This is a genomic window from Lysinibacillus sp. EB271-A1-10B (assembly GCF_058791335.1).
In genome coordinates, this window is record NZ_JBYTDL010000005.1 from 235521 (window position 1) to 250912 (window position 15392).

General features: G+C 37.1%; 15 protein-coding genes. 6 read left to right on the forward strand and 9 right to left on the reverse strand.

Features of this window, described 5'->3' with window-relative positions; translation table 11 throughout:
• Window positions 1-130: 130 nt before the first annotated feature.
• Entirely contained in the window at window positions 131-1798 is a 1668-nt protein-coding gene (gene argS / locus AC3WSK_RS09940; RefSeq protein ID WP_079559362.1) for an arginine--tRNA ligase, read from the reverse strand.
• On the reverse strand, window positions 1798-2229 hold the full coding sequence (locus tag AC3WSK_RS09945; RefSeq protein WP_427481630.1) for a YwiB family protein: 432 nt from the start codon (window positions 2227-2229) through the stop codon (window positions 1798-1800). Before AC3WSK_RS09945 ends, argS begins: the two co-directional genes overlap by 1 nt.
• Window positions 2230-2435: 206 nt before the next feature.
• On the opposite strand from AC3WSK_RS09945, the gene AC3WSK_RS09950 reads away from it, so the two are divergent.
• Entirely contained in the window at window positions 2436-3371 is a 936-nt protein-coding gene (locus tag AC3WSK_RS09950) for a threonine ammonia-lyase (protein ID WP_492411933.1), read from the forward strand.
• Window positions 3372-3433: 62 nt separating this feature from the next.
• Here the strand turns inward: AC3WSK_RS09950 and AC3WSK_RS09955 are convergent, their stop codons facing one another.
• The 5 genes from AC3WSK_RS09955 to AC3WSK_RS09975 all read right to left on the reverse strand — a co-directional run bounded on the left by AC3WSK_RS09955 (window position 3434) and on the right by AC3WSK_RS09975 (window position 7115).
• The gene (locus AC3WSK_RS09955; protein ID WP_492411935.1) at window positions 3434-4195 is read right to left on the reverse strand and encodes a CPBP family intramembrane glutamic endopeptidase; all 762 of its coding nucleotides are present in this window, start codon (window positions 4193-4195) and stop codon (window positions 3434-3436) included.
• Window positions 4192-4761, reverse strand: coding sequence for a TetR/AcrR family transcriptional regulator (locus AC3WSK_RS09960; RefSeq protein ID WP_079559358.1), 570 nt, complete (start codon window positions 4759-4761; stop codon window positions 4192-4194). Before AC3WSK_RS09960 ends, AC3WSK_RS09955 begins: the two co-directional genes overlap by 4 nt.
• Before the next feature lie 421 nt (window positions 4762-5182).
• Window positions 5183-5950 (reverse strand): CPBP family intramembrane glutamic endopeptidase, encoded by a 768-nt coding sequence (locus AC3WSK_RS09965; protein ID WP_492411937.1) that lies wholly within the window; start codon window positions 5948-5950, stop codon window positions 5183-5185.
• Between the two features lie 281 nt (window positions 5951-6231).
• Entirely contained in the window at window positions 6232-6390 is a 159-nt protein-coding gene (locus AC3WSK_RS09970; protein ID WP_079559356.1) for a TetR family transcriptional regulator, read from the reverse strand.
• Window positions 6391-6743: 353 nt separating this feature from the next.
• A complete protein-coding gene (locus AC3WSK_RS09975; protein ID WP_427481622.1) occupies window positions 6744-7115 on the reverse strand; it encodes a winged helix-turn-helix transcriptional regulator in 372 nt (123 codons plus the stop codon).
• A gap of 165 nt (window positions 7116-7280) precedes the next feature.
• Between AC3WSK_RS09975 and AC3WSK_RS09980 the strand changes: the two genes are divergently transcribed.
• Complete coding sequence (locus tag AC3WSK_RS09980; RefSeq protein ID WP_079559354.1) at window positions 7281-7997, forward strand: 3-ketoacyl-ACP reductase; 717 nt, start codon at window positions 7281-7283, stop codon at window positions 7995-7997.
• Window positions 7998-8420: 423 nt separating this feature from the next.
• Window positions 8421-9539: a hypothetical protein gene (locus tag AC3WSK_RS09985; protein WP_492411940.1), complete on the forward strand. Its 1119-nt coding sequence runs from the start codon at window positions 8421-8423 to the stop codon at window positions 9537-9539.
• Between the two features lie 437 nt (window positions 9540-9976).
• Here AC3WSK_RS09985 and speB read toward each other — a convergent pair whose 3' ends face one another.
• Window positions 9977-10849, reverse strand: a complete 873-nt coding sequence (gene speB / locus AC3WSK_RS09990) for an agmatinase (protein WP_079559352.1) — start codon at window positions 10847-10849, stop codon at window positions 9977-9979.
• 403 nt (window positions 10850-11252) lie between these two features.
• Between speB and AC3WSK_RS09995 the strand changes: the two genes are divergently transcribed.
• Entirely contained in the window at window positions 11253-13310 is a 2058-nt protein-coding gene (locus tag AC3WSK_RS09995; RefSeq protein ID WP_079559351.1) for a transglycosylase domain-containing protein, read from the forward strand.
• A gap of 354 nt (window positions 13311-13664) precedes the next feature.
• Here AC3WSK_RS09995 and AC3WSK_RS10000 read toward each other — a convergent pair whose 3' ends face one another.
• Window positions 13665-14180, reverse strand: a complete 516-nt coding sequence (locus tag AC3WSK_RS10000; protein WP_079559350.1) for a YwhD family protein — start codon at window positions 14178-14180, stop codon at window positions 13665-13667.
• Window positions 14181-14350: 170 nt separating this feature from the next.
• On the opposite strand from AC3WSK_RS10000, the gene thmT reads away from it, so the two are divergent.
• Window positions 14351-14536, forward strand: a complete 186-nt coding sequence (gene thmT, locus AC3WSK_RS10005) for a 2-hydroxymuconate tautomerase (protein ID WP_053484500.1) — start codon at window positions 14351-14353, stop codon at window positions 14534-14536.
• A 154-nt stretch (window positions 14537-14690) separates the two neighbouring features.
• Window positions 14691-15359, forward strand: a complete 669-nt coding sequence (locus tag AC3WSK_RS10010; RefSeq protein WP_492411943.1) for a class A sortase — start codon at window positions 14691-14693, stop codon at window positions 15357-15359.
• Window positions 15360-15392 lie beyond the last annotated feature (33 nt).

Below are 15392 nucleotides of genomic sequence, written 5' to 3' on the forward strand. Positions count from 1 at the left end.
CTCTTTCCGTCACCTCAACCGTTCTTTCCGTCACCCCGGCCACTCTTTCCGTCACCTCAACCGCTCTTGCTTCCTAAAACAGAAAAAAACCCCCGGCACATGATCGTGCCGGGGGCTGGAAAGACGATTATTACATTTTTTCTGGTGCTGATACGCCGATTAAGCGTAGTGCGTTGGCAATTGTTGTACGCACAGCAGTGATAAGAGCTAAACGAGCTTCTGTTAGCTCTTTATTTGAAGCATCTAACACTTTTTCAGCGTTATAGAAGCTGTGGAATGCAGCTGCTGTTTCTTGAATGTAGTTGGCGATACGGTGTGGTGTACGGTGCTTCGCAGCATCTGCTACCATTTTCGGGAAGTCGCCCACTTTTTTCAGTAAATCGATTTCTTTTTCAGCAGTTAAAAGGCTTAAATGATCTGTTGTTGCAGCAAAGCCTTGCTCATTTGCTGAGCGTAAAATTGAAGAAATACGTGCATGCGCATATTGTGCGTAATACACTGGGTTTTCGTTTGATTGAGATACGGCAAGGTCAAGGTCAAAGTCCATGTGAGAATCGCCTGCAGTTTTCACGAAGAAGTAACGAACTGCGTCTAAGCCAACTTCTTCTACAAGCTCACGCATTGTAACAGCGTTCCCTGTACGTTTAGACATTTTGAATTTCTCACCGTTTTTATAAAGTTGAACCATTTGGATGATTTCTACTTCAAGTGTATCACGGTCGTAACCAAGCGCCTGAATAGCAGCTTTCATACGTGGGATATAGCCGTGGTGATCAGCGCCCCAAATATTAATTAATTTATCGAAGCCACGTACAATTTTATCTTCATGGTATGCGATATCTGGAGTCAGATATGTGAAAGAGCCATCATTTTTAATTAATACGCGGTCTTTATCGTCACCAAAAGTTGTCGAACGGAACCAAGTTGCACCGTCTTCTTCAAATACATGGCCATTCGCTTTCAGTTTATCTAACGCTACTTCGATTTTGCCGTTTTCGTATAGTGATGTTTCTGAATACCACTCATCAAAGTTTACACGGAAGTTTGCAAGGTCTGTTTTTAACTTGGCTAATTCTAACGCTAAACCATGTTGACGGAAGAATGCAAAACGTTCTTCTTCAGATTTTGATAAAATTGCATCGCCATGCTCTCCTACTAGTTTACCAGCGATTTCAATAATATCTTGACCGTGGTAGCCATCCTCTGGCATCTCAGCATCCAATCCTAAAGCTTGCTTATAACGCGCTTCAAGTGAATACGCTAAGTTATTAATTTGGTTACCTGCATCGTTAATGTAGTATTCACGAGATACTGCGTAACCTGCCATATCTAACACATTGCATAATGAATCCCCTACAGAAGCTCCACGTGCATGACCTAAATGAAGATCTCCTGTTGGATTTGCAGATACAAATTCAACTTGAATTTTTTCTCCTGCGCCAGCATTTGAACGGCCATAATCTACACCTTGCTCAAGCACTGCTTTTACTACACCTGTTAGGAAATCTTTACGCACAGTAATATTCATGAATCCAGGGCCAGCAATATCGATTTTTTCAATATCTGTACCTGCTGTGTCTAGGTTTTCTAAAATTGCTTCTGCAATTGCACGAGGTGGTTTTTTTGCTAACTTCGTTAATTGCATTGCAATGTTTGTTGCATAGTCCCCATTCGCCTTATCCTTAGGTGTTTCTAGGTGAATATTTAACTCTGTGCCAGCTTCGACTAAACCAGCTTTTTCAACAGCCTGCGCAATTGCTACTTTAATGGCTTGTTGTACTTGTTCTACTGCGTTCATCATTGTACCTCCGTAAATGTAATGTCTAATGTATAATTGCCAACGGATTGCCCACCCATTAGTAAATCGTACTGTACATGGAAATCTCCGCTTACTGCCTGCTTTGTAAACGTCATTTCTTTCGTGTCTATGACGAGTGGCATTGAACCTAATTCACTTTCATAATGACCCATTTGTTGTTTAATTATGTTAAGTGGTAGTCGCATTTTTATTGCTCCATTACGCATAATTAATGCCTGTTCATTGCCTAGCTTCATAGTTGTGCGGATGGTTTTATCCTCCTGCACCTCTTCATATTTCAAATATATGCTTCCTGCTTTTTCAAGTAGCTGCCCTGTTAGCAACATTTCATAACCTTCAGATTCCCCGTCAATCGGTCGAATCGTAGAAATGAGCTTAATGTTCACCTGCGATCTTGCTTCGTTCGCCATTATGGACGCTCCCTTTTAATGTTTTTACTATAACCTTTTTATTATAGGATGAATACTCATATTTTTTCAAGATAGAAGTAAGTATTCTATCCGATGTTTGTTCAGAATTACTTACCATTTAAGTATTGACACAAATCCCCAGTAAATCTACAGTTATGTTATAAAGTCTGAATTTTTCATCATTTTGTTGAAATGAGGGTTGCTATATGTTAACACTTGAACAAATTCATGCTGCTAAACGAAGAATTTCTCCTTATATTTTTGAAACGCCTATTATTCAATTAAACGGTCTCGATCATCTTTTAGGATGTCACGTCTACATAAAAGCCGAGAATATGCAAAAAACAAACTCCTTTAAGCTTCGAGGGGCTCTCAATAAAATGCTTTCCACACCATTAGAACAATTACAAAAAGGCGTAGTTGCTGCATCCTCAGGTAATCATGGCAAAGGTGTTGTCTTTGCTGCCAAACTGTTAAATAGTAAGGCAACAATTGTTCTACCTGATTCAGCTCCTACCGTTAAGGTTGATGGAATACGTGCCTTAGGTGCAGAAGTTGTACAGTGTAAGCTAACAGAAAGACATACCCTAACTGAAAAGCTTAGTCGTGATTATGGCTATTACAACATACATCCTTATGATGATTACGATATTATGGCAGGACAAGGAACAGTAGGCTTGGAAATAGTAGCACAGCTTCCAGTTGTCGATACTATAGTTGTTCCTATTGGTGGTGGTGGATTATTAAGTGGCATTGCAACTGCTGTCAAATCCATAGCCCCTCATATCAAAATAATTGGTGTGGAGCCCGCTGTTGTTTCGCGTTACACAAAAAGCTTAGAAGCTGGTGAAAGATTGCTTTTAGCCGAACACAAATCTTTGGCAGATGCCCTACTAACTTTACAGCCAGGGGAACGAAATTTTCCAATTGTTCAACAGCTTGTCGATGAGGTTGTAAGTGTAGATGAGTCTTTGATCCAACGTGGGATGAAAACCTTACTCTCCGAGGGTAAAATTATCGCAGAACCCTCCTCTTCTATTGGAATTGGCGCTGCCCTGCAAGGAGCTTTACCTATTCATAAAAACGAAAAAGTATGTTTCCTCATTACAGGAGGCAATGTTGGATTAGAGGCTTGGACTTAAAGATACTAGCCAAAAAGGCATCTACTCAAATGAATGAGTAGATGCCTTTTTGACTGTCGAGTTTAAACGTAACTCTCTGGATTTTTTAAATTCATAACCGCCTTTTTAGGAAATAAAGCTTTCCAGAAATAAATAGCGAGACCAATTAACACTAGACAATGAAAGATATAAATAGAAACAGCAAGAACATTCGGCTCACTTTTATCGGTCAGAATAGCAATAAAATCATGCGAAGCGTGCCAGATAATCGGGAACATAATACTTTTTGTCTTTGCAACAATTTCTGCACAAACTAACCCAAAGAGGCATGCAAATGCTACTTGCATTAATGTCAATAAAAAATCCTGACCGGAAAGTACATTTACAAAATGTCCAATTCCAAACAAAATAGAGGAGCCTATAATAGCCGTTTCAAGCCCTTTCGCTGATAAATATTTGAGAATTAGGCCACGGAAAATAAACTCTTCAAAAAGACCAACGGCAATAACAAATAGAAACAAAATAAATACATATTGTGCAGAAAAACCATCTCGATCTGTAATACCACTAAAGAATGCAGTCAACTCAGAAATAACGATAACAGCCATCCACGCCTCTACTTTAAACTTTCTAAATCCGAAATCTTGGAAAGAGAATTTACTTTTTTTCATGATCCAAAGAGTAACTAGTACACCAACTGCAAAGGCAATAAATTGAATCAAAGTTATAGAGCTTAAGCTACTTATATTTTTGACAGCTATAATTACACCAGCTATGAAAGGAAAAATAAGTGCTAGCAAAGTAAATAGCATCGATAAAAGAATAGGTGAATTTTTCATTTTCATTTATTTTCTCCATTCAATAATTTTAGTTTTACTCCTTCAAAAACGTCTTTTAAAATACCCTCAATTTCCGAGCTATCTAAATCGCATGTATTTGTCGCACACATTGTTGCTATACCGTGCGTAGTTAACCATATATCAATAAATAGAGATTTAGCAGAGGTTTGAGTTAATCCCGTTAAATTAGAAATTAGCGCTATAATTCCTTGATTTTCTACGTCATTTATTAAATCCGAAAAGCTCGTGATCTTATATTTATTAGATAGGAATAATAGCTCAAATAACTTATTTTCTTCGCGAGCAAAGTTAATATAAGCTAACCCCATTCCTAAAAAAGAACTTTCTTGCAAGCCTTTAAACATTCTTTCGTTATAAAGATTGCTAGCTCTTTCATATATGGCATACTTCAAATCGTCCATACTTGAGAATAATCGAAAAATAGGCTTTGTCGAACAACCTAATTCTTTTCCCAAATCCCTTGCATTCACACTATCAATGCCACTTTTCCTAGTCATTTCAAAAGCACAATCCAATAAAATTTCCTCTGTAAATCTCTCTTTTGGTGCCAAAAAAATTCGCCCCCCTTTATAGGTAACGCTCGTTACCTATAAAGTAACAATATTTTCCTGTCTATGTCAATAAGATATGTGATACTAATCGAAAGTTTTTGAAAAAGCAAAAAGAGTTCAACTTGGTAAATGAGCTTTTTTCCAAAGAAAGTCCTTGAACTCCCCAAAGATTGCTTTTAGCAGAACAAAATCTTTCACTGATGCCCTACTAACTTTATAGATAACAACTTGTCGATGTTCAATCTGAATAAAAACCTTACTCTCCGAGGGTAAAATGTTCACAGAACCTCCCTCCACCATTAGTATCGACGCTGCCCTGTAAGGAGCTTTACCTATTCGGATAAACAAAGAAGACGCTTCAACATTAGCTCATCAAAAAAGCATCCACTCAAATGAATGAGTAAATGCCTTTTTATCTTGTTTAAACGTAGCTTTCAGGCTTCCCTTTTTTATTGCTCTCTCCATCTTTCTTAGAGAATAAAACTCTCCAGAAATAAATTGCGAGACCAATTAGCACTAGACATTGAAAGACATAAATAGAAACAGCAAGAACATCCGGCTCACTTTTATCAGTCATGAATGCAATAAAATCGTGCATAGCGTGCCAGATAATCGGAAAAATAATACTTTTTGTCTTTGCAACAATTTCTGCACAAACTAGCCCAAAGAGGAATGCATAAGTAATTTGTAATAATGTCATTAAAAAATCTGCACCGGAAGCTAAATTTGCAAGATGTCCAATACCAAACAAAATAGAGGAACCTAAAATAGCTACTTTAAGCCCTTTAGCTGATAAATAGTTAAAAATTAGACCTCGGAAAATAAGCTCTTCACAAAAACCAACGGCAATAACAAGTAGAAGCAAAATAAATAAATATTGCGCAGAAAAACCATCTTGATCTGTAATACCATTAATGAATGCAACCAGTTCAGAAACAATGATAACAGCTATCCATGCCTCTGCTTTAAATGTTCTAAATCCGAAATCCCGGAAAGAGAATTTACTTTTTTTCATGATCCAAAGAGTAACTAGAACACCACCTGCAGTGGCAATAAATTGAATCAAAAATATAGAGCTTAAGCTACTTATATTTTTGGCAGTTACAATTACACCAGCTATGGCAGGAAAAACAAGTGCAAGCAAAGTGAATAGTATCGATAAAAGAATAGGTGAATTTTTCATTTTCATTTATTCTCTCCATTCAATAATTTTTGTTTTACACCTTCAAAAACGTCTTTTAAAATACCCTCAATTTCCGAGCTGTCTAAATCGCAAGTATTTATCGCAATACCATGCGTAGTTAACCATATATCTATAAATAGAGACTTAGCAGAGGTTTGAAATTAGCGCTATAATTCCTTGGTTTTCTACCTCATTTACTAATTCTGAAAAGCTAGTGATCTTATATTTATTGGATAGGAATAACAGCTCAAATAACTTTTTTTCCTCTCGCGCAAACTTTATATAAGCTAACCCCATTCCCCAAAAAGAACTTTCTTGTATGCCTCGAAACATTCTTTCGCTATAAAATATAGGCTTTGTCGAACAACCCCTAATTCTTTTGCTAAATCTCTTGCATTAACACTATCAAACCCATTTTTTCTAGCCATTTCAAAAGCACAATCCATTAAAATTTCTTCTGTACTTTAGGTGCCAAAAAAATTCCCCTCCCTCGATAGGTAACATTAGTTACCTATGATATAACAATATTTTCCTAGCTATGCAATAAGATATGTAATACTAATCAAAAAGTTTCCAAAGAAATGAAAAAAACTCACTTTGTAAATGAGCTTTTTTTCACCAAGAAAGTCCGTAAACTCCCATTATCTATCGGATCATGTTAACCAAATTACAAAAGCAATTGGGGCTAAAAATGGTCTCATTACGCCCCACCTTTAGCCTCATATCAAGCTGTATTTGCGATGACGTTTCACTTTCGCTAACAGCACGGCAATTCAAATCGAAATCACCTTTATTTTCCTTATTCACTTTCTTGTTTAATTTGATTAATTCTCTGTTTTCCCCATTCATACATCATTTCAACGATTGGTAATAACGTCATCCCTAGTTCAGTCATTGAATACTCGACTTTCGGAGGAACTTCTGGAAACACTTCTCGGTGAACAATCCCATCTTCCATCAGTTCACGTAATTGGTTTGATAATATCTTATGAGATATTTTCGGAAAAAGTCTTTGAAGCTCACTGAAGCGATGCGGTCCTTCGACGCCTAAATGCCACAGAATAACAACTTTCCATTTACCGCTTATGATCGATAAGGTAAGTTCTTTTTCACAATGGTAATCGTTATTTATTATTCTCTCTTTTATCTCTTCTCTTAATTTATCTGACATAAAGCTAACTCCCTTTTCATATAAGTAACTTTTAGTAACCTCCGCACAAAAAAGTGCACTCTTCACAATGTAGAAAACCGTAGTAAAATGAGGTTAGTCTTAAAGACAAATCTTAATCTATTTTTTCGTCTAAATAAAACGATCTTATCTAAAGGAGAGAAAAACATGCAAGCAATCGCAGGTAAAGTGGCGTTAATTACAGGAGCTGGACGTGGAATTGGACGCGCAACAGCAGTAGCATTTGCGCAAGAAGGTATTCACGTAGGTCTTGTTGGACGTACGCTTGAAAATTTACAACAAGTAGCAGAGGAACTAAAACAATATGATGTGAAGGTAGCCATCGCTGCGGCAAACGTAGCGGATTTAGACTCTATTACTACAGCCGTTGAATCTATTCGCGGTGAGCTTGGCGCGATTGATATTTTAGTAAACAATGCAGGTATTTCTAAATTCGGTGGCTTCATGGACTTAACGCCTGAAGAATGGACAAATATTATCGATGTCAACGTAAAAGGTGTGTATTACACAACACGTGCTGTATTACCGGAGATGATCGAGCGCAACACAGGCGATATCATTAATATTTCCTCAACTGCTGGTCAAAAAGGTGCACCAATTACAAGCGCATACTCGGCTTCAAAAGCTGCAGTTATCGGACTAAGTGAGTCATTAATGCTTGAAGTGCGTAAGAAAAATATTCGCGTTACAACATTAACGCCAAGTACAGTTGCTACAGATATGGCTGTTGAACTAAACTTAACAGACGGCAATCCAGAAAAAGTGATGCAAGCAGAAGATTTAGCAGATTTAATGGTTGCACAACTAAAACTTCACCCACGTGTTGTCTTAAAACATGCTGGACTTTGGTCAACGAATCCTTAATAGAACTCTATGAAATATCAAGGCGCTATCCGATGTATTTGGAATGGCGCCTTTCTTTTTTAACAATATGCTCCTATGAGATCCATACAGTTTACGGCTACTTTCTCTAGGAATTGGATGAACAAATAGTTTCTGTAGTTAGAGCTTAAAGTTACCCCTACTCACCCGCTTCTTTTCGAAATAAAGGTTCTATCGAAGTACTTTACTAGCACCTTCTTCCAGCACCACAATTAAAGAGAATTATTTCCTTAGTTCTAACTCAGCATTCATTAAATGTATAGCCTCTTTTTCCGCCTTCGATTTAATTATCAATCTATAACTTCCAACTATTTTAAAAATTTTTTAACTTTAACTAACTTTTTATAGCTGGAAAGACGTCCAATAATTAGTAATTAAACCATTTAAACAAGAGGAGAAATAATTATGAAAAAAACAACTAAAAAATCATGGATGATTGTATCAGCACTAACAATAGGGATGGCTGTCTTCACGCCATATCAAGCTGAGGCAACTACAACAACGAAAACAACAAACGAAATAACTGTTAAAGCTGAACAACAAATTAAAGGCACTATTAAAAGTGTTTACGGAGATAGCATCTCAATTAAAGGGAAAGACGGCAAAAACTATTATATCGACCTTCAGAAATTTTCAGATAAGCAATTAGAAAAAATGAACTTAGTAGAAGGTCAGGAAATCTCTGTAGAAGGTAGCTTAGTACAAGATTATTCAGACTTCTATACGTTTGACACATATAAAAAAAGCTTACCTAAAGAAATAACAAAAGAAGACCTAGCAAAATTAGAAAAGTTATTTAATCAAATAAAGAAGTTAGAAAAAGAAGAGAAATATGATGAAGTAGAAAAAGTTAATCTTGAAATGGATAAAATCACAAAGCCGTATATTTTAACTAGCTGGGTACCTATATCTTTTGAAGAGTTCATTGAAGAGTATGGATTTAGTGAAAAAAATATAGTTATTAAAGAAAAAGATAAAAAGCAACTGAAAGATATTTATAAACAGTGGATAAAACTAGAAAAATCTAATAAAGAAGAGGACGCACAAGAAAAATTCGATGAATTCCAGAAGGTTCTTCAGCCTTACTTAGATGCTCTAAATCCACCGATAACATTTGAAGAATACATCTCAGATTTGGAATTAGATATCCCGGTTGAAGCTATGCCAAAACTAAAAACTTTATACAATGATGCTAAAAAAGCTGATACAGATAAAAACGAACAATTATCTGACAAGCTATGGGGTGAATTCAATGAATTGCTTGATCCTTATTTTAAGCCAATCAGCTTTGAAGATTTCTTTTCTAACTTTGATTTCGAAATCAAGTCAAATGATCAAAAAGAATTAAAAAAGCTATATGAAGAAGCAACAGCTCTTGCTAAAAAAGGTGACTATGAAAAATCAAATGCAAAATGGGATGCTTTCGATAAAATTTTAAATCCATATTATGAAGCAAATAAAGAAATACTAATCTCAGCTTCTAAAGTAACGATAAACGGTAAAGTTTATACTTCAAAACATTAATATATTTCGGGGTTATCCTAAAAGTCATTAAACAATGATTTAGGGATTAACCCCTTTCTTATCTCCTTATAGCCCTATACGCTTATTGTGAGTATTTTTCTCGCCATAATTTTTTTAGTTATTAACAGTCTGCAGTCCGAAATTTCCCCACTTATCAACTAACCTTAAATTTCAGAGTTGGTGACAACTTTGCTCTAAGCAAAAAAGGATTTCCGCATACACATGCAACAATTCTTATGAATAATGATATCCAAGTAAAAGCCATTGCCGAACGATTAGGAAATACTGCTGAAATGATCCATACAGTTTATGGACACATTCTCTAGGAGATGATGGTGCAAACAGTATCTGTATTTAGTCAAAGTTTAAAGAAAAATGGGGCTAGCTTATTGCTAACCCCACTCCAACCAGTTTATATAAACACTAGAAAACCTTATTTATTTTACCCAGCCTAAAATCATTTCTCTCAATAACTTCGAAGCTGTATTTACTGTCATTTCCGATGTGTCGTAGATTGGTGCAACTTCAACTAGGTCAAAGCCCACTACATTGACATTACTCGCTGCAATTGCATGGATAGACGCTAGTAATTCTTTTGATGTAATGCCTCCGCAATCTACTGTTCCTGTACCTGGCGCATGTGCTGGGTCAAGTACATCTATATCAATCGTTACGTAAACGTTGCGACCCGCTAAAGACGGTAATACCTCTTTTAATGGCTCTAGCACTTCGAATTTTGAAATGTGCATGCCATTTTCCTTCGCCCATTCGAATTCTTCTTTCATACCTGAACGAATACCAAATGAATATACATTTTTCGGTCCGATATGTTCAGCAATTTTGCGAATAGGTGTTGAGTGTGAAAGGGGCTCTCCTTCATATTCTACACGTAAGTCTGTATGTGCATCGAAGTGAATAATTGCTAAGTCATCATATTTTGCTGATACAGCTTTCATAACAGGCCAAGATACTAAATGTTCGCCACCCATACCTACAGGGATTTTACCATCCGCTAAAAGCGTCTCGATATACTTTTCAATTTCATCTAACGAGCGTTGTGCGTTGCCGAATGGTAACGGAATATCACCCGCATCAAAATATTTCACTTCTTCTAACTCACGGTCTAAGTATGGGCTGTATTCTTCTAGACCAATGGATACTTCACGAATACGCTGAGGGCCAAAACGTGAGCCCGGACGGTAACTAACTGTCCAGTCCATTGGCATACCATAAATGACCGCCTGAGCATCCTCATACGTAGGATGACTTTTTATAAAAACATTTCCTGAATAAGCTTCATCAAATCTCATTAATAGACCTCCACTTTTAGAAATTAATCCTATTACATTCATTTACATCAGTTCATTACTAAATTGATTTCCGTTCCAATTGGGGGTTTCCAATCTCCCACCAATCATTTTTCCACATGATATCTATTTTATAACTTGTGATAATGAACCTCTATTAAGGGCTTACAGGAATGTAATGAAACCTCTATCCCTGTATCCTCGTATACATTATTGGAACGTCTAGCAGAATTCGATTAAAATCTACAATGTGCTATTCTTTTGTCGAATGCTAGCATTTCAAACAGTACAAAAAAAGTATAGATGTTTTTGAATAAAGTGCAATAGTTTTTACCAATAATTTCGATTAAATATGAATGTTCAAACACATACTATACGCAAGTGTGAGAAAACGAGGTGAAGTCGGATGAAGAGAAAAAGCTATCAACGTAAGCAAAAACGTTCAAAGCGTACACGTAAAGCACTTACCTATTTTGTTGCCTTTACATCCGCAATTGTAGTAGCATTTATAGCTTTACGCGTCTATGTTCAAGTGGCCGGTGCCCCGCCTTTAACCGTACCTAAAGCCTCTATTTTCTTAGATGAAAATGAGAACCAAATTGGGGATCACTTTGCGAATGAACGACGTTACTGGGTTAGTCTTGATGAGATGTCTCCCTATTTAAAGCAAGCAGTAGTAGCTGTTGAGGATAAAGATTTTTATAAGCATGGCGGTTTGGATTTTTCTCGTATCGCTGGTGCAATATTAGTTGATATTAAGGCTGGAAGTAAAGTTCAAGGAGCAAGTACAATTACACAACAATATGCTCGGAATCTATATCTTTCACATGAGAAATCGTGGACACGAAAATTAAATGAAGCACTGTATGCTTATAGATTAGAAGTTTTTTATGATAAAGATGAAATACTAGAAGGTTACTTAAATACTGTTTACTACGGCCACGGTATGTACGGCGTAGAAGCTGCAAGCCGATTTTATTATGGAAAGTCTGCAAAAGATTTAACACTTGCGGAAGCAGCAATGTTAACCGGTGTTCCAAAAGGGCCAAGTATTTACTCCCCTATTGTCAATTTAGAGAAGGCAACTAATCGCCAACACGTTATTTTAAAATTGATGACTGATCAGGGTGCTATTACGCAAGATGAAAAAACACGTGCAGAAAGTGAAAAGCTTGTCTTAAAGAATGATAGCTGGGTAGCCACAAAATCTGTAGCACCATTTTTCCTTGACGTAGCATGGCAAGAGGCTAGTGAAATTTTGAAATCAAAAAATCTCGACATTAGTGAGGGTGGCTGGACTATCCAAACAACGATTAATCTAGAACATCAAAAGGCAGCTGAAGAAGCTGTAGCTAAACATATGCCTGCTGATGATCTTCAAACTGCTTTTGTTAGTATGAAATCCAATACAGGCTCCGTTACAGCATTAGTTGGAGGTCGTGACTATGCTGCAAGTTCATTTAACAGGGTTACACAGGCAAAACGTCAGCCAGGCTCGACCATTAAACCTATTTTATATGCGGCAGCTTTAGAGAATGGTTATACACCATTAACACTTTTAGATGTAGGTGAGACAACTTTCACTTATGATCATGGACGGGCCACATATTCACCTAAAAATGTTAACGGTCAATTTGCAAACCATGATATGTCAATGGCACAAGCTATCGCTATTTCTGATAATATTTACGCTGTTAAAACTTTAGAGGAGATTGGCTTTAAACCATTTCACGAAATGGCTGATCGCTTCGACGTGACTATTGGTAAGAAGGACAATTTATCCATGGCACTTGGAACGACCGAAACAACATTATATGAAATGACGAATGCTTATAATATTTTAGCATCGCAAGGGAAAAAAACTACGCCTACTACTATTGTTTCTATTAAAAATGCTAACGGCGATACTATCTACGAAAATAAAGAAGTTAGTAAAGAAGCTGAAACAGTTCTCTCAAAAGAAAATACGTATATCTTAACAGAGATGATGACAGGTATTTTCGATCCAGTCTTTAGTGATTATTCTCCCGCTACAGGGATTAGCATTCGCTCTCGTATGACGCATACGTATGCAGCAAAATCTGGCTCTACTAATAGCGATCAGTGGCTGATTGGATTTACACCTAGCTTAACTGCCGGCGTATGGAACGGCTATGATCAAGGGAAAAATCTAACAGAAAGAGAAGATACCGCTGCTACTAAGCAAATTTGGATCGACTTTATGGAGACTGTCAATAAAGGAACAAAGAACGAGGATTTTAAAAAACCGAAAGGCGTTAAAGGTGCGGTCATCGATATTGAATCAGGTAAACTAGCGACAAATGCCTGCCCTCAACAACGTCTGATCTATATGGATGCTAAAGATGTACCAACCGAAAAATGTTCTTCAAACTTTGATATTCTCGATACCGATACGTGGGGAGAGTTCTGGAATATGCTCCCATTCAACATTTTTAAAAATTAACGAATCATGCGGAACCTTTATCTGCAATAAGCGTTTTATTAGCGAAGGCTCTCGACAAAGTAACAGACATAAACTAAAAAGAAAAGCTTTCTCTTCCCCGGAGCTGTGTCCGTGGGAACAGAAAGCTTTTCTTTTTATGGTTCGCGAAGTAGATGAGAATCATGGGGCATTTGGCTTGGGTTTGGGTTTGGGTTGTTCAAATGCCGCATAGCGCTCATCACATTCGCAGAACCAAGTGTCCTAGCTTACTAAAATGTAAGTTCTTTATCAAGTTTACTTGGTTTCAAACTCACTTTCAACCTTATATGAAAGCGATTATGAAATGTCACAGATTGTTCAATCATTGTAGGTCTATTAAACAAATAAACCTTGACGCAATTGCTCCTCACTGCGTGCCCATAAGTCAGGGTTGAGCTCGGCTAAGAAAGAAGCTAACACCTTTTTAGACGGCGCATCCATATGCTCTACCATAATGTGACGCTTCATAGATTTATCCATTCTATTCACATGATCAGCTAAAATTTTGTAGCCACGACGTTTTTCACGATTAACTACCATTTCACACGCAGTTACACCCGCATAGTAAGGTCCATCCGCTTTATGATCGATTGTCACCCATACTAGCCAATACGCTTTTCCACCTTCTGAATCAGCGCGATCTGTCGTAAATTTAATACCTCGTTCCACATCACTGCGAGCATGCATAGCACCGATTTCAACTGATGCCGTCCCCTCTTCTATATCGATAATGACTGGCGATACGTTTTCAAGCGAAAGCGAACCGATACCAAATCCCTTATGTCCGTCTGTTGGATCATTTTTAATAATAGTAAAGCCCATTTTTTGTTTTGGTTTTTCTTCATTTGCCATACTTTAACTACCTCCATTCTGCTATTATAAAATTAAAGCATTGTTATGCGTATTAGCGTCGTAATGAACGCTAATAGCATAGCGCAAATGCCTACATATAAGTAAGAAGTTTATATAATACTTTCTTATAAACTAACTATACAACATTATTCAATAAAGGAGGCAATATTATGCCATACGTAACAGTGAAAATGCTTGAAGGTCGTACTGAAGAACAAAAACGTGCACTCGTAAAGGAAGTAACAGAAGCCGTTTCTCGTACAGTGAATGCGCCACCAGAAAATGTAACAGTCTTCATCGAAGAAATGTCTAAAAACCATTACGGTGTTGCAGGCGTACGCTTCAGCGATAAATAAAGATTAGAACGGGTAGAGCATATAAAGCTCTACCCATTTTTAACGTATGGTAGCCTTCGTTTAGAAGCTTGTTACAGGCGTTTTTCGGTTCTATATACGGAATAGGACCACTACCGGCAACTCGTAATTTCAATACTAGGATGTGTTTTATGACATGAATAAATTTAAACTGCCACTACTCATTTGTATGCTTATCGTTGGCCTCTTACTTATTTTTATTAACCCCATTCAACATGCAACTATTGCCCATTTGAGTAAACAATTAAATACAACTGATTACAGCGCTGAGGAGATGGCCAAAAACAAAAATGCAGATGCCGATTTTGAATTTGAAGCCGTGCAATCCCTTTCCATAGCGGAAGTTTTAAAAGCGCAGACAACCGCCAGCAAAATGCCTGTCATCGGTAGTATCGCAGTCCCTAGTGTGGATATGAAACTACCTATCGTCAAAGGAGTTGGTAACGCCGCTCTTGCCGTTGGAGCAGGCACGATGAAGCCTACTCAAAAACTTGGACAAGGAAACTACGCATTAGCAGGTCATTATTTTGAAGAAAAAGATATTTTATTTGGCCCCTTATATAAAGCTAGCATAGGAGATACGATATATTTAACGGATTTAACGAATATTTATGAGTATAAGATCACAACTAAGGAAATCATCGCTGCAACAGATGTTTATGTTATTGATGATATCCCTGATAAAACGCTTCTAACCCTCGTTACATGTGCTGATGAGGGTACGAAACGACTTGCCGTACAAGCAGAATTTGTCGAGCAATATCCATTCGACAAAGCACCTGCAAAACTATCAGAAACCTTCTAGCATAAGAAAAACCCCAAGATTTTTACGATCCTG